Below are 20,029 nucleotides of genomic sequence, written 5' to 3'. Positions count from 1 at the left end.
ACATGACATGGCCCGCAGAGGATCTGCCCGCTTAGCTACTTTCATGGCTCTCGTCCGGTTAGAACGCAGCAAGGGTGTCGCGCAACTAGTGCTCGCCCGCCCGGAGCGGCGCAACGCTCTTGACGAGGAACTCATCGAGGACCTCACCACGGCGATCGCCGAACTAGAGGCCGACGGTGAGATCGGGTGCGTCGTGGTCCGCGGCGACGGCCCAGGCTTCAGTTCGGGCATCGACGCCTCCACCCTGACCCGGCTGAGCACCCCCGAGGGTCTCAGGCGGATCCGCTCCGCGTTTGTGGCGGCCTATGACCGACTCGAGCAGCTGCCGATTCCGACCGTCGCGAGCGTGCACGGCTGGGCAATCGGAGCGGGATTCGAGCTTGCGCTGGCGTGCGACCTGCGCGTAGTCGCTGCCGATGCGACACTGGGTCTGCCCGAGACCCGGATGGGCGTGGTGCCCGACGTCGGCGGCACCGGCCGGCTGACATCGCTCGTCGGCGCTGGCAGAGCCAAGGAGCTGATCCTTACCTCGGCGATGATCGACGGGACGCGCGCGGGCCGCCTCGGTATCGCCAACCGCGTCGCACCCGTCACCAAACTGGCGGCAGTCACCGCGGCGTTGACCGACGAATTGCTTGCTTGTTCGCGCACGGCGAATGGACTGGCCAAACGCATCATCGATGGCTCTGCGCGGCCGACGTGGGAGGACACCCTCGACGCGGAGCTCGACGCCCAACTGCATTGCATCGGGACACCAGAGTTCAGCGCGGCCTGTGGCCGATTCCTCGCCTCGCCGGGCGCCAACACTCCCCAGGCGCGACGATGAAGCGCTTCGAGATCCAGATTCCAGTGGGCGGAGCCACGATCGCGGCGTGGCACTACGCCGCAGACGGTGCCGACTCACGACCGTGCGTGGTGATGGCCCACGGTTTCTGCGGCACCCGGGACGCCGGGTTGGTGGGTTTCGGCGAGCGATTCGCCGAAGCCGGCATCGACACCTTGTGTTTCGACTACCGCGGGTTCGGCGCTTCGGGAGGACGAGCACGGCAAGTCGTGGACTTCCCCGACCAGCTCCGGGACTACCACGCGGCCATTGATTCCGCGCAACGGCTGGCGCACATTAGCGGCGTTGCGGTCTGGGGTACCTCGCTTTCGGGAGGCCACGTCTTCGCGGTCGCCGCCCAACGCCACGACCTCATCGGGGCCATCGCCTTGACTCCGATCGTCGACGGACGCAAGTCGGCACTGCGGATGCGCCGATCTGTTCCGCCCCGTGCCGCGATTCGCTTGGGCACAAGCGCGATCCGAGATGCGATCAGGGCTCGTACCGGACGTCCTCCCCTGTTGGTACCCGCAGCAGGTACGCCGCGCAGTGTCGCGATGCTCACCACGCCGGACGCGCTTCCCGGCTACCTGGCTATCGCAGAGCATGCACCACTGTGGCGCAACGAGTTCGCAGCACGCGTACTGCTGGCGATACCGCGCTACCGACCGGGTCTGCATGCCGACCGCATCACCTGTCGCATGCTCGTGCAGATCGCAGCCGCCGATCGCAACGCACCACCCGACCTGGCGGAGGCGGCCGCCCGGCGTGCCGACGCTGTGGTGAATGAATATGCCGGTGCCGGCCACTTCGATGTCTACGACACCGGCTCGGCCTTCGACGCCGTGGTCACAGACCAGATTTCGTTCCTCGCGTCTCTCTCTGAAAGGACCGCACGATGATCGACCCGACCAACAGTCATCCCCGCGCCTGCGTAATCGGAGCCGGCTCGGCCGGCCTCGCCGCGTGCGCCGGTCTCAAGGGGGCGGGCATCGCCTTCGACTGTTACGAGAAGAGTGACCGGGTCGGCGGCCTGTGGGTTTTCGACAATCCCAGCGGGACGGCTGCCGCGTACCGCACACTCAGTTCCAACGCACCCAAGGCGTACATGGGCTATCACGATTTCCCCATGGCCGCGGACCTGCCCGCTTACCCTAGCCACTGGGACTTCGCCCGCTATTTCGACGACTATGCGCGACACTTCGGTCTGCACAAGCACATCAGCTTCCAAACCGAGGTCACCCATGTAGCCCCGCTCGCCGACGGAGGCTTCTCGGTGAACCTGTCCGATGGTAGTACCAAAGAGTACGACTACGTGTTGGTCGCAAACGGCCACCACTGGGATCCGCGAATGCCGGAACCGATGTTCCCCGGGACCTTCGACGGAACGATCATGCATTCTCGTGAGTACCGCGACGCAGCATTCATGGCGGGCAAGCGGGTCACCGTGGTTGGTATCGGCAACAGCGCCGTCGATATAGCCTGCGAGGCGGCCCATGTCGCCGACAAGACTTATCTGTCAGTACGGCGCGGCGCCCACATCATGCCCAAGTACGCCTTCGGGATGGCACCACCCAATTGGCTGTTGAACTCTGCCTCACACAAACTCGGACGCATAATGCTCGGGGCACTCATGCGGCTGGTGAACGGGCGCGGCCAGGACTACGGGCTCCCGGTACCCGATCATGCATTCGGCAACGCGCACCCGACGATGTCTGCCGGCATCATGGATGAACTGCGACTGGGAAGAATCCAGCCCAAGCCTCAAATCGCCGAACTTCTAGGTGATCAGGTTCGGTTCGTCGACGGCTCGGTTGAGCAGGTCGACTTGATCATCTGCGCCACGGGATACAACATCACGTTCCCCTTCTTCGATGAATCGTACGTCTGTGCGCCCGACAATCAGATCGCGCTCTACCACCGAGTCGTGCATCCCGACCGGCCCGGACTGTTCTTCGTCGGGCTTTGCCAGCCGCTGGGCGCCATCCAGCCACTCGCCGAGTTGCAGGGCAAATGGATCGGCGAGCTGCTGTCGGGCACTTGCGCATTGCCCAGCCCGGAAGACATGCGCCGGGCAATCGCAGCAGACCAGATCGCCCTGCGAAAGCGCTTTGTCGACTCCACTCGTCACACGGTTCAAGTCGACCACAATCACTACCTCAAGGCATTGCGGCGCGAGATCGGTGTGGGCCGGCGACGTGTACGCCGGCCACGTACAAGCCTGGATATCGGACAGGCCCCACGACTGGCGGCTACCACGAATCGGTCAACCTGACCGACAGGGATTCGTTGGCCGGTAAGATGATTTCGGTGGTCGACCGGCTCCCCGCTAACGAGGCCATCATTGTTTGCGCACAAGATCTTCTGGCGCGCCTCGATGATGTGACAGTGCAGCTGTCCAAGCAGCTCGCCGGATCCGTACCCGAGTTCTTCGAGGACGAGGACCTCGTTCGGGAGGTCGAGGCTAGCGCCTACGGCAATGTTGCAGCGATGTTGTCGGTATTCAGGGCCGAGAACACCGCGGAAGACGTGCCGATCCGCGCGGAGGTCACGGCATTCGCCTCCGCAGTCGCCCGCCGCCAGATTCCGTTGGAGTCACTCATCCAGGCTTACCGGGTGGGGCAGACCCTGTTCTCACGACTGTGGATGGATGTCCTGGCCGAACACATCAGCGATCAGCTCGTGTTCATCGAGGCATTGCATCGCAGCTTCGACGAACTGAACATCTACCTTGATCGCGTCGTGGCACAACTCGTCGGCGACTACGAGCGGGAGCGAGAACGCTGGCTGCGCGGCGAAGCCGCACGCCGTGCCGCCTTGGTCGGTCGCCTGCTACGCGGCGACCGCATACCGATCGACCATGCCAGCCGCCAGCTGGACCACGACCTACGCGCTCCACAGACGGCTCTGGTGGCATGGACGGCCTCGCATGGTGAGGTCGAGCGGCAGCTGGCAGCCCTCGAAACACGCCTGGCCGCTGTGGCGTCTGGCGCCGGCGTTTCGCGAATGCTGATGTTGCCGGCCGGCACCTGCACGATGTGGGCGTGGATCGCCGGCGACATTGATGCCGAGAAGCTCGCCGATGCCGGCGGTAAGCCCGACAACCCCGAGGTCCTGGTCGCCGCCGGGCAGACCATCCACGGCGACGACGCGTTCCGGGTCAGCCACGAGCAGGCCCTGCGCGCCCGCCATGTCGCGTCACACATGACCTCGCCACCTCCGCTCACGCTGCACGCGGATGTTGCCACGGTTGCCTTGCTGGCCAACGACTACGACGAGGCTCGTCGCTTCGTCAGCCGCACGCTCGGCAACCTTGCCTGCCGGAATGCAGTTGCAGCCCAGTTGCGGGAAACTCTGCGGGTCTTCCTTCAGGAGGGCGGCAATACTCGTCAGGCGAGCGAACGACTCTTCATGCACCGGAATACCGTGCTGTACCGGTTGCGGCGGGCCGAGGAGTTGATCGGTGTTCCACTAGGCAAGCGGCGTCTGGCCGTGGAGCTGGCACTGCTCTTTGTCGAGATGTTCGGCGACGACATGTTGCCGCCGGATTCCCCATTCGAGGCCAACTTCGGTGACGGCGCTGATGACTCAGCGAACGCTCCCATCGAACGGATCTGAGACCGGTGGCAGATCGCAGCTAAGCTCCGCAGTCGACCGCAGCCCGGTGTCGCTGGCGAAGTTCGCGTTTGAGGACCTTCCCGGCCGCAGACATCGGCAGCGACGCGACGAAATCGACGCTCCGCGGGGCTTTGTAGCCCGCGATGTACCGTTTGGAATCTTCCCTGATACCCTCCGGCGTTGCCGTGTGCCCCGGTTGCAGAACGACCACCGCATGAACCCGTTCGCCCCAATCCGGGTCGGGGACCCCGATGACCGCGCACTGAGCCACTGCCGGATTCCGGGCGATCGCGCTTTCGACCTCGACCGAGTACACGTTCTCGCCACCGGTCACGATCATGTCTTTTATCCGGTCAACAATGAACACGTAGCCGTCTTCGTCCATGCGGCCACCGTCGCCGGTGTGCATCCAGCCGTTGCGAAGGGCCTTTGCAGTTTCATCGGGCTTGTTCCAGTAGCCGAGCATGACGTTGCCGCCACGGACGACGACCTCACCGATGGTTCCCCGCGGCACTTCCACCCCAGCCTCATCGACGATGCAGACCTCGCAGTTGGGAGCAGCCCGGCCGGCCGACTGCAGCAACCCCGCAATGCCGTGATCCTCGGGTCCGAGCAACGTTGCAATCGGCGCCAGTTCGGTCATTCCGTAGGCCTGGGTGAACGCGACCTGCGGCATCGCGACGCCGGCACGCTCGAGTAGCGGCTTGGGGATCGGAGATCCGCCATAGAGAATCGCACGGAGACTGGACAGGTCCAGTGCGGCCAACCCCGGGTAGTCGACGATCGCCTGAACCATGGTCGGCACTAGCGCGATGTCGGTTACCTGATGGGATTCGACGGCCGACAGCACCGCGTTCGGTTCGAAGCGCGGGACCACCACATGGGTACCACCGAGCAATGTCGTCACACCCCAAGCGGTTAAGCCCGCCAGGTGGAACATCGGTGCGGCATGCAGACAACGGCTGTCCTGCCGCGATCGGAAAACATGGCCTGATGCGACCGCGCCGAGCCACGAAGTCATGATCGCGCCGTGCGACAGCATCACGCCTTTGGGTTCCCCGGAAGTTCCACCGGTGTAGAAGATCCCGGCCAGCTCGCCGCCGCCGCGACGCGCATCGGGTACTCCCTTGGCGTCGGCGATCAGCTGCTCGTACCCAACTGTTCCTTCAGGGGGCGCATCTTCGCCGCAGTAGATCACGGTCGACAGATCCTCGCAGTTCGCGCGGATCGCGGGGAGCATTTCCCGGTGTGCGTCGTCGATGATGAGGCACTTGGTGCCGGAATCCCGTAGAGCATAGCCGATCTCAGACGCGCTCCACCGGATATTGAGCGGATTGAGCACCGCGTCGGCCCACGGAACGGCAAGTAGGTACTCGTGATAGCAATGCGAGTTCAGGGCCGAGATTGCGATCCGATCGCCGGATACCACCCCGAGTTCACCGAATCCACCGGCCAGCTTCTCGACCCGCCGGGTCACCTCCCGAAAGCTCTGGGCTCGCCCGCCCCCGACGATCATCGTCTTGTCAGGGGCTTGTTGGCGCCCGCGATGGAGTCCCTGCGTCATGTACATCTTCTGGCCTCCGAGCCCCTCGCCTCAATCACGTAACAGATACTCAAACAACCATAGATAAGCAGAAGCGTCCGTTGGCGCAGTTGTTTCGACACTGTGCGATCGCCGCATTCCTGTCGATCACTTTGGTACACCGCACAATTCGCATCCCGTTGATACCGCGCATCAGTTCGGCGGGCCATGCCGGCGGGACCTGGTGGCGAATCCTCGAATTCGCTCCGATACCCCGGGGTCACACAGGGCGATCGACTGCTCGCGCGTCTCGCAGACAAGCTGTTCACCGAGGGGCGACTGAACCGCCGAGTCGACGAGCTTCCGGGTTGCCACAACCGGACCCCGCCGCCGGCCCAGCTCCCGAGCGAGTGCTGCGGCCTCCTGCATCAGGTCATTGTCGGGGACACAACGCCAGATCAAACCCCACTCTTCGGCCTGCGCCGCCCCGACCCGGCAGCCGGTGAGCATCATCCCGAGTGCCCTCGCCCGGCCAAGCACACGAGCCAGGATCCAACTAGCCCCCGCGTCGGGAACAATGCCGAGGGCACTTACCTGGGGCACCAGAAAGTATGACGACTCCGCCGCGACCACCATGTCGGCGAGCAACGCCAACCCCAAGCCGCCGCCCGCACAGGGACCGTTGACCGCGGCTACCACCGGTACCGGAGCATCGATGATGGCCTGGCACAACGGGTTCAGGCTTGCCGCCATACCGCTCTGCACCGCAGCGGGCAGGTCCCCGCCGGCGCAGTCCAGGTCGATCAGGTCGTATCCGGCGCAGAACCCGGCGCCGGCACCGGTTATCACCAGTGCGTGTACGTCATCACGTCCACCGAGCTCAACCAGCGCGGCACGGATTTGGTCCATGACACTCCAGGTCAGCGCGTTGAGCCGGCCCGGGCGGTCCAGGGTGATGGTGGCAGTCCCCGCGTCGATCGTGGCGCCGATCATGTCAAATGTTGAACCCGCCGGAACAGACCAGAGTCTGGCCGCTGATGTAGTCGGATTCCGGTGTGCACAGCAGGTACACGGCGCCGGCCGCATCCTCCGGAGTGCCGCTGCGACCCAAGGGGATCGACTTCTCCATCTGCACCAGGAGATCCGGATTCACGCCAACCCTGATCTCCCGGCCCTGAATGTCGATACTGCCGTCCTCATCTCCTGCGGTGCTGGTGAGCCGAGTTCGAATCAGGCCAAAAGCGACGGTGTTCACGGTGACGTTGTAACGCCCCCATTCCTTGGACATCGTCTTGGTCAGACCCGTGACTCCGGCTTTGGCTGCGGCGTAGTTCGCCTGCCCTGGGTTTCCGCCCAGTCCCGCCACCGAGGAGATGTTCACGACCTTGCGGCAGGGAGTCGCCAACCCGGCATCTTTGGTCGATCTGACGAGTCGGGAGATCACCGGCTGCGCCGCCCGCAGGATCCGAAAGGGTGCTTTCAGGTGAACGTCCAGGATTGCCTCCCACTGCTCATCGCTCATCTTCTGGATGACCGAATCCCAGGTGTAACCCGCGTTGTTGATGATGATGTCGAGGCCGCCGAAGGTGTCCACCGCGGTGTTGACAAACCGCTCCGGGAAGCCCTCGTCGGTGACGCTGCCCGAGACCGGGACAGCTCGGCCACCCGAATCACAGATGGCGCCCGCTGTTTCGGTAGCCGGTTCATCGTCCAGATCGTTCACGACGACGGCCGCACCCTCCGCGGCCAGTTTCATCGCGATGTGGCTCCCGATGCCGCGGCCGGCCCCGGTGACCAGCGCTACTTTTCCGTCCAACTTTCCCATGACGTCCTCCTGTTGAGTGTTGATGTCAGAGCGCCACGACGGCGTCGCCCGACAACGTGACTGTTCCGTCGGCAAGGGTGACCGTCAGCGAAAGCGTCGCTCGCGCTTCGCCGTCGACCGTGTCGAGCGCGACGATCCGTGCTCGCGCCGTGGGCTCCGAATTCACTGGAGTGACCGCGGCAAAACGCACTCCGTACTCCCGAATCGACTCGGGAGGCACCCAGTTGGTGAGTATTCGGCCCAGGTATGCCATCGACAGCATGCCGTGGGCGAAGACGTCGGCCAAACCGGCGGACTGTGCTACATCGATGTCGATGTGGATCGGGTTGTGGTCACCGGAGGCGCCGGCGAACAGCGCCAGGGTGGTTCGACTGATCCCTGCGAGCCGCAGTGGATCAAGTTCCGCCCCTACTTCGGCAAGTACTTCGCTTGTCATTGCTGCGCCTCCGGATGCCGCACCACCAGAACGGATTTCAGGTCGGCGACTCTCTCGCCGTCAGGGCGGACGACGCTGGTGTCCTTTACCACGAACTCCAGCGCGCCTCCCTTCTTCGAATAGACGTCGACAATCCTTGGCCTCGCGATGAGCTCATCTCCGGCGTACGCCTGGGATCGGTACGCGAATCGCTGTTCGCCATGCAGGACATGGCGCAGATCGATACCCAGGTCACTGACCCAGTCGAAAGGGTCTGGGCGGTCGAGCTCGATCGCCAACAGGAAGGTGGGCGGCACCGGCAACGCCGGGTAGCCGGCAGCCTTCGCTGCTTCCAGGTCGGTGAAAATGGGATTCGTCTCGCCGATGGATTTGGCGAAGAACCTCAGCCGTCCCGCATCGACGACCAGCCGAGTAGGCGACAGCTCGGTTCCGATCACGGATTGGTCCACCGCCATGGTCAGCTCACCTTCTCGTAGAGGCTGACGACAGCGGCACCGCCGAGCCCGATGTTGTGTTGCAGGCCGAGGCGGACACCGTCGACCTGTCGCGGTCCTGCCGTCCCACGCAGCTGCCAGACCAATTCCGCGCACTGCGCCAGGCCAGTCGCGCCAAGGGGGTGTCCCTTGGAAAGCAGCCCGCCGGACGGGTTCGTGACCACGCGTCCGCCGTAGGTGTTGTCCCCATCGGCGATGAACTTCTCCGCGGTTCCCTCCGGCGTCAGTCCGAGGGCCTCGTAGCTGAGCAGTTCATTGGTGGTGAAGCAATCGTGCAGCTCCACCACCGCAATGTCCTCCGGTCCGACACCGGCTGTCTCGTAGACCTGCTGAGCTGCGAGCTTGGTCATGTCGTAGCCGACGATCTTCATCATCGAGCGGTCCGCAAAGGTCGATTCCGGATCGGTCGCCATCGCTTGAGCGCGTACTGCGACCGCTGGTTGCAGCCCGTGCCTTCGCGCGTAGCTCCTGCTGATGAGGACGGCCGCGGCCGCGCCACAGGTGGGCGGGCAGCACTGCAACCTGGTCAACGGCCCGTAGATCACCGGCGCCGCAAGCACCTCCTCGGCCGACACCGGATCCCGAAACACCGCATACGGGTTGTGCGCGGCGTGGGCCCTCGCCTTCACGGCGATCTGGGCGAAGACGGCCGGATCCATCCCGTACTGGTCGCAGTACTCACGGCCGGCTCCGCCGAAGTACTGTGCGGCGAAGGGGGCGTCGCTCTCGCCCTGGATCCCGTGTACCACCGTGTCGAAGCTGGCGAACGGCGTCGGACGGTCGGTGTAGGACATCGCCAGGGCGCCGCGCTGCATCTGCTCGAAGCCCAGTGCCACCACAACGTCAGCGACACCGAACTCGATCGCCTGGCGCGCCAGAAACAGTGCCGAGGACCCGGTGGCACAGTTGTTGTTGACGTTGACCACCGGTATCCCGGTGGCCCCAACCCTATACAGTGCTGCCTGACCGGAGGTCGAGTCACCGTAGACATACCCGACGTAGGCCTGCTGTACCGACTCATACGACAGGCCCGCATCCTTCAATGCGGCCCGAGTCGCCAACTCCCCCATCACATCGTAGGTCTCGCTATTGCGTGGAGTAGTGAAGGGGATCATCCCGACTCCCGCGATCAAGGCGGAAGGACTCATGTGTGTTCAACTCCTCAACTTTGGTGCGCGCGCCATGGTGGTACGCCCGCGTCTCCGTGCCGGCCTGATATCGGCCGGGCACAAACTCTTTCGGCGCCCTGCTGGGCGATGTGAACGGCCGCTGGCCGTCCAGACTTCGTTCATGTCTGGCAAAGCTCGGAGCTGCGACCAGCGCTGTCTGGGCATCGAGTTCTCACTTGATACTGGCGCTCAGGTCGCCCGACATGGCCCGCAGCTGCGGACCCCACGTCGACCAGTCGTGGTCTCCACCCTCCTGAAAGTCGAAGTGCCCGTTGTCGCCACCGACCGCGCGATAGTGCCGATAGAAGGTCAGATTGCTGCCGTGGGCCAGGTCGCAGTAGCCGAGCATCGCAGCAGGGTTGCTGCACACCGGCGTCGCCGGGCTGTAGACCCAAAGTCGGGTCTTGTTGGCGACCAACATTGCCACGTGCACGTCTGGGTCATGCCACTTCCATCGACCGAATTGCTGTGGTCCCCACATTCTTTGAGTATCCGCACCGCCGAACTCCGAGAGGCCCGCTGCGATCGCGCCGGATACGTTCGTCTTGGACGGGGTCAGGAAGCCCGACAACGAACCCGCGTAGCGGTATCGATCGGGGTGGAATGTCGCGATGGTCAGAGCACCGGTCCCGCCTTGCGCGGCGCCGACGATGCCGTGCCCGCCCGGAGCCAGACCTTTGTTGGCAGCCATCCAATCCGGTAGCTCGTGGGAGAGGAAGGTTTCCCACTGACGGCCCCCGTCCTGCTCCCAGTCGGTGTAGAGGGACCACGCCCCTCCTGCAGGCGCCACAACTGATATCCCCTTGCCTCCCAGACTGTTCATGGCGTCCCCGACCGTCAGCCAATTACTCGTCTCGGCCCCGGCGTCGAAGGCGTCCAGCAGGACCACCGCGTGCGGGCCGCCTGCCAGAAATGCCACCGGGATGTCACGGCCCATCGCCGCCGACGGCACCATCAGATACTCGGTGGCGGCCGCACGAGCCGGTGTCGCGTTCCACAGACACGTCGCCAGCACGAAGGCAAGGACGACACTCAGGCCGGACACTTGGCGCTCAGCCCTACCTTCGCGCCCCTGAATCAGCATGATTTTCCTTGTCCGCGAACGCCGCTCATCGGTATCGCATCTCCTCGTCGACGACGTTACCCATTTTTTAATCAATATTCAATAGCTGGCAGCCGGGCAGTCGGCCGGCCACAGTTCGACGGTCGCCCCCGGAGATTCGCGGGCCCCCCGAACCAGGCACCGGATCTCCGGGACCTGCGTTCCGTGCCTGTGCGCGGTGGTGATGCCCGTTGCCACGTGCAGCACCGCACACCCGTCAACTCGCCGGATAGCCGGGCGGCGGATAGACCCCCCGCAGAATCCACGCCCACCAGTTGTTTCCGAACTCAACCTCGTCGCTGGCGTCATAGTCGGGATTCGGATCCAGTGGTACTGGATGAGTTCCCCTCTGAGACATATCGATCGGGTCCAGAGGCTGACCGTAGACTGCCACCACGACGGTTCGGTCCGGGCTGTTCGCCGACCACACACCGATCTGAGTGTGGGCACATTTCGACATGATCTCGAAGTACGCCGGGTTGTAGTACCACTGGTTGATCAACTCGATGCCGCTGATTGCCAGCGCTGGATGGATCGCCACCGTCTCGGCCACCTGACCGCGGAAGCCCGCGGCGTCAGCACGCTGCTGTGGGTTGGATCCGTCCGAACCGATATCTCCATCGAGATGCCGGTTGTTCAAGACGTCGTCGGTGTGCCGTTGAGCCGCGCGTTGCAGCCGCGGGTCGATCCTGATGTCATTGGTGCACCCAGCCTGATGCTGCATCGTGTACACGTTGGCGACCACCCCGTCGTTGAGTCGCTTGTTGTTCGGGATCAGGGTGTTGTTGTCGTTGTCGGCCCGAACGGTAGGTGTTCCCAACAGAACCAGAGCGATGGCGATCACCAGGGCCGGAAGGCCACCACGCCGTCGCTGCCACTCGACGCCCGCTGAGCGATGGGCGCGCAGCACATCCGCCACCGAATTTCGCAAAGACATCACCAGTCTCCTTATGCCTAGGGTTCCGGACTGACCGGAGGGCGGTAGCCGGCCGCCGAGTTCCTCAACTGCCAGATCAACTCGGGACACAGTTCGTTGGCCGCCTGAGAGATCAGGTAGGAGGCCTGGTAGTCATCGGAGGTGTTGAAGTCCCCCTGCACCTCGGCGATGAGTTGGGCGTAGCCGACACCCCGCGACACCTTTGCGCAGATGCCATAGCCATAGTCCAGTGCCTCCTCGGCGCTGGCGAAGTTGTAACCGGGTCTTGTCGTCACACCGATCAGGTACGCCAGCTTCTTGTCCGGCTCGACATCGGCCCGAGCGCAAGGACCACCGGCTACGGTCGCGGCCACCAGTAGCACCGCGCAGGTGAATCCCGTTCTGGTCGGCCATATCCTCGGCCCGCGATGTGGTGGCAACCGATTGTTCCTCATCGCAGCGCGTCAGATCGGATCAAAACCGGAGATGAGCCACCGGCCGTCGACCTTGTCCAATGTCACTCGGATGCTGGATGCCGTATCAGTGGGGGCATCGCTGCCGACGATCGCGGACTGGTTGACAAACACCACGACTATTGCGTGGTTTGGCGTAGCTGTCACCGAGGCTGCACCGGGCACACTCCCCACCGTCGAGATCCGCTTCTCCTTGGCCCCCGGAATGACGACATTGTTCGTCAATTCGATGAATGCGTCCCGGAAATCTCCGGTGAGACGTTCTTGGGCCGCCTTCAGATCAGCTTCGACACTGTCGGGTTGGTACGACAGCATGGCAATCGTCGAATCTTTGGCCGCCTCGACTGATTCAACGCGCGCAACCTCGGAAGCACTGGCCGAAGCATCCCAGTACTTGAGCAGGCCCGCCGCCATCGCGAATATCATCACCAACGCGGGCAGAACTCCGTAGGCAACTACCGATCTCCACGCGTTGGCCCCCTCGGCGCGGCTCGGCCGGTCAACAGTTTCAGTGTTCCCCGGCGGATCCTCGAGCGGCACGGCCTCCGCAGCACCCCCGTCGGAATCGTCCTGCTCGGCCGCATCCGGCGTCGCAGCATCCAAGCCGGTGCCGTCGGACACGACGTCGGTGAGGACCGTCACGGTAATCACTTCCTTGTGCTGTCGTCGATCTACTGTTGGGTACAACGGGTTGAGTTGCTCAGTGGTCCAGCTTCTCGTCAGGGCACGAATGCGACGTTCGAGATCTTCGGCTGCGAGTCGACCTGCGTCAGCGAGATGCGCATTCGCCAAGAACGCGGAACCTGGTCCGCCCCACTGGCATTAGTGGTCTTGACCGTGACGCCGACGAGTACATTCGTCTCTTCGGCACCATCGATCTCGATGCCGGCCTCGGTGACCGTTCCCACTGACTTCGCCTGCGCGGCCTTGACGACTTCGATGAACGGCTGTGAACGGCGGCTGAAGTCGTCGTAGAAGTTGCCTGTCGCCGAGTCCAGGACACGTTGAACGTCTGATTCGGCCTGCTCGTAGTCGATGGTTGTGAGGTTGACCGCACCCTGTCGCGCCGCCTGAAGCAGGAGCCCTCGCTGCAGCTCAGCCTGATGTGCCTGGTACGACCGGATCCCCCACCAGCCACCTAGCCCCGCCAACGCCACGATGATGGCCAATCCGACCAGCATCGCCGCCCGGCCCGGTATTGCCGCCCTTGCCGCGGTCGGCACGGAGTCCTGCACCGAACAGCCCTCCTGGTCGAGGTCTCCCGATTCGGGTGCCGTGCTCAGTTGGTATTCGGGGGCATCATCATCGATTGCCATGTCTGCTCCTGATTCGCGGGACGGGATAAATTGGTCTGGGTGTATACCTGCCCGTCGGGGCCGATATAGCGGCCCGTGCTCGGGTTGTACTCAGCGGCAACCATTGGTGCCGGCGTCGGGTCCGGCTGCACCTCGGTGGAAGTGAGCGCGCCCGGCGGCAGCTGTGGGATGTCTTGGCCGGTAATGGTGGCGTTCGGGTCGCCTTTCCAGTTCCATCCCTCGTTGAGCGGCACATACTCCTCGTCGCTCTCGCACATCTTCACCGTCGGCGCACGTTTGCCCGGCCGGGTCGCGCAGGGCAGGTTGCGAGCGCCGCGGACGTTGAACATCGCGTCCTGCGGAATCCGGCAGTACAGTTGGCCCTCCGGACGTTCCGGGAAGTCCTCGAGGCTGGCCGCTCGTACCTGCTGGGCCGGTAGATATCCCGTCAGGCACGGTGGTGGCAGGTTGACGTTCAAGTTGAAACTCAGGTAGGCGCCGCGGTATCCCTGCTTGGTGTTCCGATTGGCCAGTCCCGCCCCCTGGAGGATTTCGGTCAGCGGCGGCAGCAACACCAGGAGCTGCTCGAGGTTGGGCTGGTAGGTGACGGCAACACCTCCGACGCTGACCAGATTCGCCAAGACGATCGGCAGGGTCGGCTGCAGGCGGTCGAACAACTGGCGAGCCTGATCGACGCCCGAGGGCCCGGTTCTGATCAGCTCGGCGACCGCAGCGTCCTGGGCGTGAAGTTGTTCGGTGACGCCGGCCAGGTTTGTCGCCCACCGTTGGATCGCGTCGCCGGTCTCGATCTGGGTGTCGAGCAACGGTTTGGACTGATCGATCAAGGTGGTCAGTGATCCGACATTCTCGCCTGCCTCGATGGCCAGGCTGTTCGAACCCTTCACGATGCGCGCGATCTCCGGACCGAGGCCACCGACCGCGACGAATGCCTCACCGACTGCGGTACGCAGAGCATCACCCGGGATCGCCTGCAGCCCGCGGTTTGTGGCATCCAGCAGATCGCTGATGTCCGGCGGAATGACCGTCCGCTCGATCGGGATCACGTCGCCGTTCTTCAGCGGTGGGCTGTCACCGTTGCGTGGCACCAGCGCCACGAACTGCTCGCCGATCGCGCTCTGACTGTGTACCTGTGCGTCGAGATCGCCGGGAATGTCTATGCCCGATTTCAACGACAACACCGCAGCAGCTCCTCCGCGGGTCAATGAGACGTCTTGTATGCGACCGACTTCGACGCCGCGATAGGTAACGTTGCCGTTCTTGTACAAGCCACCGGTCTCGGGAAGCTGCATGGTCACCTGGTAGCGCCCGACGCCGAACAAAAGATTCGGCAGTTCCATGTAGCCGAAGGCCATGATCGAGCCGCCGGTCACACTGATGACGATGAAGATCGCCAACTGACTGAGGATCCGTCTGTTCAACATGTCACGGCCCCTGATCGAAGCGGTAGGGAATTACCAGTGGATTACCCGGATTGAACGGGCCGCCCGCCGTACACGGGCTGGGGAACTGGCCGATGGTCCGGCCCCATTGCATTTCGAGTTCGGTCAGATCGCATTCCCACTTGGTCCCGGTGAAGAAGGACGAGTCCAATCTGCTCAGGGTGAGGTCGATAACCGCCGTGAGGTTGGCGGCGTCGCCGCGAAACCATTTCGGGATCGTCTCGGTCGCGAACGGATACGTCGGGTACAAGCCCAGTGCGCGGGTGAGCGCAGGGCCCGCGTTGGCCAACGACTCCAGCACTGGTCCGATGTCCTTCAGTTCTTGGACCAGTGCGTGTTTGGTCCGGTTGATCGAGTCGGTGGCCAAGGCGCCGAACTTCCCGAGCCGGTCCGCGGCATCCGCCAATTGATCACGCTCGTCCTTGAGCACCGAAAGCGCCTTGGGAAGAGTCTGCAGCGCCCGATCCACCACTGGCTTCTGCTCGGCGAACTTGCGGGCGACGTTGTTCAAACTGTCTGTTGCCGCGATGATGTCGTCACTTTGCTCGTTCGCGTCGGCGATGAACGTGTCCAGCTGCGCGATGAGGCTCCGCAGGTCCTTCTCGCGTCCGGCGAATGCGGTGCCCAGGGCCGTGGTGATCTCCTCAATCCGGCCGATCCCACCTCCGTTGAGCAACATCGAGACCGCGGCAAGGGTTTGATCTGTGGTCGGATAACTGCTCGCGGAGGACAGCGGGATCAGTGATCCCTGGCGGAGCTTCCCCTCCGGGGCCACGTTCGCCGGAGCCGCCAGCTCGATGTGCAGCGACCCCAGCAGGCTGGTCTGGCCCAGCCCAACAGTGGCGTTGGCCGGCAAGTCGACGTCGCCGTTGAGCCTGATCGTCAGCAGCGCGTGCCAGCCCTGGCGCTCGATCTTGGCCACGGTGCCCACTGTGACGTCACCGACTCGCACCCGCGAGTTCGGCTCGAGGCGGTTCACCTCGGGCAACTGCGCGAGGATCGTGTAAGCCCCGGGGCCTCGACCCTCCGTGCCCGGTAGGCGCAGTGTGTTCAACCCGCGCCATCCGCAGCCCGATGCAGTGACGGCCACAACCACCAACGCCATTGCAGCCGCCGCGCGGCGACACCACCTGCTCATGATCCCGCCCCACTGGGCAGCATGAGCCCGGGCAGGCCCGCACCAGGGTCGGTGGCCTGGGCTGCCGCCGGGCCCGCAGCCGCGGGCGGTCGCGCGTCGGCCTCCGGCTCCGAAGCGCCGGCGGACGGATTGCCATCGGGCAACGGTGGAACATGGTCCGGGCGCAGCCAGTCCTCGCTGTAGGTGACCTCATTCGGCCGGGCGCTGGCTCCGACGAAAAGGTTCTCTCCCAACGGGAAGAAGTTGTACTGGCGGTTCTTCACGATCGGCGCGAGGTACTGCACACAGAGCTTCGCCGACTGCGCGGCATTCTGTCGCGACGCGGCTTGTATGGCTCCGCAGACGAAGGAGATGGGATCACTCAGATTGTTCGTCGACAAGGCACCGGTCAGGGTCCCCTGGGCGGGCTGATAGATGTTGACGAAGTTCTGCGCGGCGGTGGGTATCACGTGCAGGATCTGTTTGAGGTCATCGACACTGTCCACCAAAGCCTGCGACACCGACGCCAACCTGTCCGACGTGGTACCCAACGCCTCGTGGTTGTCGGCAACGAAAGTCTTGACCTCCTTCACCGCAGTGTTGAGATCCACGACTGCAGAGGCAACCTCATTGGGACTATTGGCCAATGACGAGGACGCGGAAGCCAGGTTCTGGTTCAGGCGTCGTAACACTTCGTCGCTGCCTTGAAGCGCCGTCACCAGCATCGACAGACTCTTCACCGTGCTGAAGATGTCGCCGCTGTGGTCACCGAACGCTGAAATCGCCTCGGAGACTTCGAGGATCGTGTCGCGAATATTCATGCCCTGACCGCGTAGGTTGTCGGCCGAGGTGTTGATGAACTGTCCCAGTGTGCTGACCCCGCCGGGCGTGGTGGGCTCCAGCATCTCGGTGAGATGCTGCAGCTGGGTGCGAAAGTCATCCCACTCGACGGGTACAGCGGTTCGCTCTCGTGGAATGGTCGCTCCATCCGTCAGGACAGGACCACCGGCGTAGGCCGGTGTCAGCTGGATGGCGCGGGCGGTCACCAGCGATGGCGACAGGACCACCGCCTTGGCGTCGGCCGGTACCCGGTGGTGGTCGTCGAACCAGAAGCTGATCTTCACCCGCTCGGGTTGTGCCTCGATAGCATCGATCTCGCCGACCCGCACCCCCAGGATGCGGACCTCGTCGCCCACAAAGATTCCGTTGCTGTTCTCGAAGTAGGCGACTACGTGCGTCCGACCGCCGCCGATACCCGGCTGCGTCAACACAACAGCGCCGCCGGCCAACACGGCCACCAGGACAATAGCCAACCACCGGTTCAGGATTCGCTCGACAATCATCTGCCCGCCCCCGCTTCGGTGTGTGCCCCTTCGGTCGCGGGTACTTCACCGGGCGCCGGCACGAAAACCGGGCTCGGCGTGGGTTCGGGAACCGACTCCGAACCAGCCGGGGCCTGCGCCGGCGGTCCCGGAGGCGGTCCGCCGCGCGGCGGCGCGGGCGGCGGCTCCCGATACGGGTAGCACCCGGTGCCCGGCAGCGCGCTGCCGGGCGAACCGCACAGCTGATCGTCGGGGTTACCGGTAATCGCATCCGGGAGATACAGCCGCGGCTCGCCCCCCTGGCCGGTCCGTGGATACGGTATAGGCAAGGCCGGGGTCCCCTGCTGGCCGATCTGTGGATCGGTGCGCTCGGACGGCAACAAGACATTCGGATCGAGACCCAGGTCGGAGAACGCCGAGTCGATATAGGGCTGAATGAACTGTCCCGGAACCAGATTCGCGACATAGGCTTTGAAGAACGGACCCGACGAGAGCGACTCCCCCAATCCGATCGCATACCAGCTGAACCTCTTGAGGTACTCCTGCACCTCCGTCTTGCGATTGTCGAGGGTGGCCAGTACGCCATTCAGCTTGTCCAGCGCCGGCTTCAGGGTCTGCCCGTTGTCGGCAACGACTCCGCTGAGTTGCCGGCTGACATGAGAGATATTGGTCGAAATCTGGTCCAGCGCCGCACTTTCGCTGTTCAACTGGCTCAGCAGTTCGTTCGTGTCGTTGACCAGATGCACAATCTGGTCACTTCGCGCAGAAAGTACCGATGTCACCTTTCGGGCGTTGGAAAGCAGATTCCGTAGCTGGGCGTCACGTTTGTTGAGGACCTTGGAGAGGCGCCCTACACCGGCTACGGCGATCCTCAGATCCGGCGGGGTGTCCTGGAATGTCTGCGCCAGTGTCTGCAGCGAGTCGGACAACTGCTCGGTGTCGAGGCCGCTGATGGTCGCGGTCAGGTCTCCGAGCGCGTCGGGCAACTGGTAGGCGGGTGTGGTGCGCTGCAGCGGAATGGTCTCCGTCAGCCGGCCGTCACCGCGTGGGGTGACACCGAGCATCTTGGTGCCCAGCAGACTTTTTGTCTTCACCGCCGCCTCAGTTCGATCCCCGAGCCGGATCTTGCTGTCTACCTTGAACCTGACCAGCACCCGCCCTTCGTCAAGCGTGACGCTGTTGACGCTGCCGACACGCATTCCCGAAACCTGTACCTGTGCACCAGCGGTCAGGCCGCCCGCCTCGGCGAAGTACGCCGAGTAGGACTCAGCGGGCGAAACGAATGGAAGTTCGTCGTAGTACCAGGCGCCGACAGCGATGCCGGCCGTCAACACTGACCCGACGATTCCTATCGTCAGCAGATTGCGTTCTTGAAAGGGCTTCACTTCGGTGTGCACCTCCCCGAAGTCTGCTCGGCCACCTTCACGTACATCGGCTGACCGCCCTTGCCATTCAGCTTGAGAGCGACTTCACAGAAGTAGAACGTGAAGTAGTCGCCGTAAAGCGCCTGCCGGTTCAGGATGCGCAGGGCCGCAGGAAGATTCTCAAGCACCTGGTCGACGTACTGCTGATCGGTCAACACGGTGGCGGCAGTGCGATCCGCTTCCTGGACGGCCTTTTTCATGGGCGCACGCGACTGCTGCAACAGGTCGGCGATCGTGGACGTCGCCGCATTGATATGCGCGACACCGTTGCTGATGTCTTCCTTTCGGGCCGCCAGCCCACTCATCAGTTCCGACAGCGAATCAACTGCGGTTGCAAACTGGTCGCTTCGGTCCCCCAAAGACCCCAGGACAGTGCTCAAGTTGGCAATCACATGGCCTATCAGCACATCACGGTCGGCCAGCGTGGCGGTCAGGGCGGCCGTCTGGTTCAGAAACGAGCCAATCGTGACGCCTTGCCCTTGGAACGCCGCGATCAGTTGACCCGCCAATGCGTTGACCTGCTCAGGATCCAGGGCTCGAAACAGCGGCCGGAAACCGCCGATCAGGACGTCCAAGTCCAACGCGGGCTCGGTCCTGTCCACTGGAATGGTTGCGCCCGCACCCAATACCTTCATGCCACCGGCGCCCTCCTCGAGGGCAAGGTAGCGGCCGCCGATCACGTCTCCCCATCGGATCACTGCCCTACTGCCTTCCGTCAGCACGACCGAATCATCAGCGCTGAACTCGACTTCCACGTTCCCATCGCTTTTCAGCGAGATATTCCTGACCTTTCCGACCTCTACGCCGGCGATCCGCACGAAATTTCCGTTCGCCAACCCAGTCACGTCGAGGAACTCGGCCCTGTAGTTGCGGGCCGTGTCGAACCGAAACTGCCCGAATATGGTCAGCAGGGCGAACAACCCCAGCATCGTGACAATCAAAAAGACACCGAGTCGCCACACGGTGTGTCGCAGATTGACTTTCATCGCGATCGACCCCTTCCTGACTGTCTCGTTGTTCCATCACGGAGGCA

General features: G+C 63.7%; 20 protein-coding genes. 4 read left to right on the top strand and 16 right to left on the bottom strand.

Features of this window, described 5'->3' with window-relative positions; all coding sequences use genetic code 11:
• Positions 1–43 precede the first annotated feature (43 nt).
• The 4 genes from AC5Y31_RS05300 (at position 44) to AC5Y31_RS05285 (ending at position 4,441) form a co-directional block, all read left to right on the top strand.
• Positions 44–826 carry an enoyl-CoA hydratase/isomerase family protein gene (locus AC5Y31_RS05300; RefSeq protein ID WP_499978660.1) on the top strand — a complete coding sequence of 261 codons (783 nt, stop codon included), beginning with the start codon at positions 44–46 and terminating at the stop codon, positions 824–826.
• An 86-nt stretch (positions 827–912) separates the two neighbouring features.
• Positions 913–1,725, top strand: coding sequence for an alpha/beta hydrolase (locus tag AC5Y31_RS05295; protein ID WP_499978659.1), 813 nt, complete (start codon positions 913–915; stop codon positions 1,723–1,725).
• A complete protein-coding gene (locus AC5Y31_RS05290; RefSeq protein WP_499978658.1) occupies positions 1,722–3,098 on the top strand; it encodes a flavin-containing monooxygenase in 1,377 nt (458 codons plus the stop codon). The genes AC5Y31_RS05295 and AC5Y31_RS05290 overlap by 4 nt, the downstream gene beginning before the upstream one ends.
• A 35-nt stretch (positions 3,099–3,133) precedes the next feature.
• Positions 3,134–4,441 carry a PucR family transcriptional regulator gene (locus AC5Y31_RS05285; RefSeq protein WP_499978657.1) on the top strand — a complete coding sequence of 436 codons (1,308 nt, stop codon included), beginning with the start codon at positions 3,134–3,136 and terminating at the stop codon, positions 4,439–4,441.
• 19 nt (positions 4,442–4,460) lie between these two features.
• On the opposite strand, the gene AC5Y31_RS05280 is transcribed toward AC5Y31_RS05285, so the two are convergent.
• The 16 genes from AC5Y31_RS05280 to AC5Y31_RS05205 form a co-directional block, all read right to left on the bottom strand.
• Positions 4,461–6,011 carry an acyl-CoA synthetase gene (locus AC5Y31_RS05280; protein WP_499978656.1) on the bottom strand — a complete coding sequence of 517 codons (1,551 nt, stop codon included), beginning with the start codon at positions 6,009–6,011 and terminating at the stop codon, positions 4,461–4,463.
• 165 nt (positions 6,012–6,176) lie between these two features.
• On the bottom strand, positions 6,177–6,956 hold the full coding sequence (locus tag AC5Y31_RS05275; RefSeq protein ID WP_499978654.1) for an enoyl-CoA hydratase/isomerase family protein: 780 nt from the start codon (positions 6,954–6,956) through the stop codon (positions 6,177–6,179).
• 1 nt (position 6,957) lies between these two features.
• Complete coding sequence (locus tag AC5Y31_RS05270) at positions 6,958–7,788, bottom strand: SDR family NAD(P)-dependent oxidoreductase (protein WP_499978652.1); 831 nt, start codon at positions 7,786–7,788, stop codon at positions 6,958–6,960.
• Positions 7,789–7,813: 25 nt separating this feature from the next.
• Positions 7,814–8,224 carry a MaoC/PaaZ C-terminal domain-containing protein gene (locus tag AC5Y31_RS05265; RefSeq protein ID WP_301636823.1) on the bottom strand — a complete coding sequence of 137 codons (411 nt, stop codon included), beginning with the start codon at positions 8,222–8,224 and terminating at the stop codon, positions 7,814–7,816.
• Positions 8,221–8,679 (bottom strand): MaoC family dehydratase N-terminal domain-containing protein, encoded by a 459-nt coding sequence (locus AC5Y31_RS05260; RefSeq protein ID WP_499978650.1) that lies wholly within the window; start codon positions 8,677–8,679, stop codon positions 8,221–8,223. The genes AC5Y31_RS05265 and AC5Y31_RS05260 overlap by 4 nt, the downstream gene beginning before the upstream one ends.
• 2 nt (positions 8,680–8,681) lie before the next feature.
• On the bottom strand, positions 8,682–9,866 hold the full coding sequence (locus AC5Y31_RS05255) for a lipid-transfer protein (RefSeq protein ID WP_499978648.1): 1,185 nt from the start codon (positions 9,864–9,866) through the stop codon (positions 8,682–8,684).
• A gap of 193 nt (positions 9,867–10,059) precedes the next feature.
• Entirely contained in the window at positions 10,060–10,971 is a 912-nt protein-coding gene (locus tag AC5Y31_RS05250) for an alpha/beta hydrolase-fold protein (RefSeq protein WP_499978646.1), read from the bottom strand.
• A 235-nt stretch (positions 10,972–11,206) separates the two neighbouring features.
• Positions 11,207–11,833 (bottom strand): CAP domain-containing protein, encoded by a 627-nt coding sequence (locus AC5Y31_RS05245; RefSeq protein WP_499978991.1) that lies wholly within the window; start codon positions 11,831–11,833, stop codon positions 11,207–11,209.
• 110 nt (positions 11,834–11,943) lie between these two features.
• Positions 11,944–12,360, bottom strand: a complete 417-nt coding sequence (locus AC5Y31_RS05240; RefSeq protein WP_499978644.1) for a DUF732 domain-containing protein — start codon at positions 12,358–12,360, stop codon at positions 11,944–11,946.
• A 9-nt stretch (positions 12,361–12,369) separates the two neighbouring features.
• On the bottom strand, positions 12,370–13,020 hold the full coding sequence (locus AC5Y31_RS05235; RefSeq protein WP_499978642.1) for an Rv1363c family protein: 651 nt from the start codon (positions 13,018–13,020) through the stop codon (positions 12,370–12,372).
• Between the two features lie 77 nt (positions 13,021–13,097).
• Complete coding sequence (locus tag AC5Y31_RS05230) at positions 13,098–13,694, bottom strand: Rv1363c family protein (RefSeq protein ID WP_499978640.1); 597 nt, start codon at positions 13,692–13,694, stop codon at positions 13,098–13,100.
• Positions 13,658–15,115: an MCE family protein gene (locus AC5Y31_RS05225; RefSeq protein ID WP_499978638.1), complete on the bottom strand. Its 1,458-nt coding sequence runs from the start codon at positions 15,113–15,115 to the stop codon at positions 13,658–13,660. The genes AC5Y31_RS05230 and AC5Y31_RS05225 overlap by 37 nt, the downstream gene beginning before the upstream one ends.
• A gap of 1 nt (position 15,116) precedes the next feature.
• Entirely contained in the window at positions 15,117–16,271 is a 1,155-nt protein-coding gene (locus AC5Y31_RS05220) for a virulence factor Mce family protein (protein ID WP_499978636.1), read from the bottom strand.
• Positions 16,268–17,593 carry an MCE family protein gene (locus AC5Y31_RS05215; RefSeq protein ID WP_499978634.1) on the bottom strand — a complete coding sequence of 442 codons (1,326 nt, stop codon included), beginning with the start codon at positions 17,591–17,593 and terminating at the stop codon, positions 16,268–16,270. The genes AC5Y31_RS05220 and AC5Y31_RS05215 overlap by 4 nt, the downstream gene beginning before the upstream one ends.
• Positions 17,590–18,969, bottom strand: coding sequence for an MCE family protein (locus AC5Y31_RS05210; RefSeq protein WP_499978632.1), 1,380 nt, complete (start codon positions 18,967–18,969; stop codon positions 17,590–17,592). Before AC5Y31_RS05210 ends, AC5Y31_RS05215 begins: the two co-directional genes overlap by 4 nt.
• Positions 18,954–19,982, bottom strand: coding sequence for an MCE family protein (locus tag AC5Y31_RS05205; protein ID WP_499978630.1), 1,029 nt, complete (start codon positions 19,980–19,982; stop codon positions 18,954–18,956). The genes AC5Y31_RS05210 and AC5Y31_RS05205 overlap by 16 nt, the downstream gene beginning before the upstream one ends.
• Positions 19,983–20,029: the final 47 nt, after the last annotated feature.

It is taken from the genome of Mycobacterium sp. NGS18 (genome assembly GCF_059813185.1).
The sequence above is the reverse complement of the archived record's forward strand: the minus strand, read 5'-3'. Positions and strand labels throughout refer to the sequence as shown.

Bases quoted from the DNA above. Each gene is read 5' to 3' on its own strand.
- AC5Y31_RS05300 (WP_499978660.1), top strand. From the start codon at position 44: ATGGCTCTCGTCCGGTTAGAACGCAGCAAGGGTGTCGCGCAACTAGTG.
- AC5Y31_RS05290 (WP_499978658.1), top strand. From the start codon at position 1,722: ATGATCGACCCGACCAACAGTCATCCCCGCGCCTGCGTAATCGGAGCC.
- AC5Y31_RS05280 (WP_499978656.1), bottom strand. From the start codon at position 6,011: ATGTACATGACGCAGGGACTCCATCGCGGGCGCCAACAAGCCCCTGAC.
- AC5Y31_RS05275 (WP_499978654.1), bottom strand. From the start codon at position 6,956: ATGATCGGCGCCACGATCGACGCGGGGACTGCCACCATCACCCTGGAC.
- AC5Y31_RS05270 (WP_499978652.1), bottom strand. From the start codon at position 7,788: ATGGGAAAGTTGGACGGAAAAGTAGCGCTGGTCACCGGGGCCGGCCGC.
- AC5Y31_RS05265 (WP_301636823.1), bottom strand. From the start codon at position 8,224: ATGACAAGCGAAGTACTTGCCGAAGTAGGGGCGGAACTTGATCCACTG.
- AC5Y31_RS05260 (WP_499978650.1), bottom strand. From the start codon at position 8,679: ATGGCGGTGGACCAATCCGTGATCGGAACCGAGCTGTCGCCTACTCGG.
- AC5Y31_RS05255 (WP_499978648.1), bottom strand. From the start codon at position 9,866: ATGAGTCCTTCCGCCTTGATCGCGGGAGTCGGGATGATCCCCTTCACT.
- AC5Y31_RS05250 (WP_499978646.1), bottom strand. From the start codon at position 10,971: ATGCTGATTCAGGGGCGCGAAGGTAGGGCTGAGCGCCAAGTGTCCGGC.
- AC5Y31_RS05240 (WP_499978644.1), bottom strand. From the start codon at position 12,360: ATGAGGAACAATCGGTTGCCACCACATCGCGGGCCGAGGATATGGCCG.
- AC5Y31_RS05230 (WP_499978640.1), bottom strand. From the start codon at position 13,694: ATGGCAATCGATGATGATGCCCCCGAATACCAACTGAGCACGGCACCC.
- AC5Y31_RS05225 (WP_499978638.1), bottom strand. From the start codon at position 15,115: ATGTTGAACAGACGGATCCTCAGTCAGTTGGCGATCTTCATCGTCATC.
- AC5Y31_RS05220 (WP_499978636.1), bottom strand. From the start codon at position 16,271: ATGAGCAGGTGGTGTCGCCGCGCGGCGGCTGCAATGGCGTTGGTGGTT.
- AC5Y31_RS05215 (WP_499978634.1), bottom strand. From the start codon at position 17,593: ATGATTGTCGAGCGAATCCTGAACCGGTGGTTGGCTATTGTCCTGGTG.
- AC5Y31_RS05205 (WP_499978630.1), bottom strand. From the start codon at position 19,982: ATGAAAGTCAATCTGCGACACACCGTGTGGCGACTCGGTGTCTTTTTG.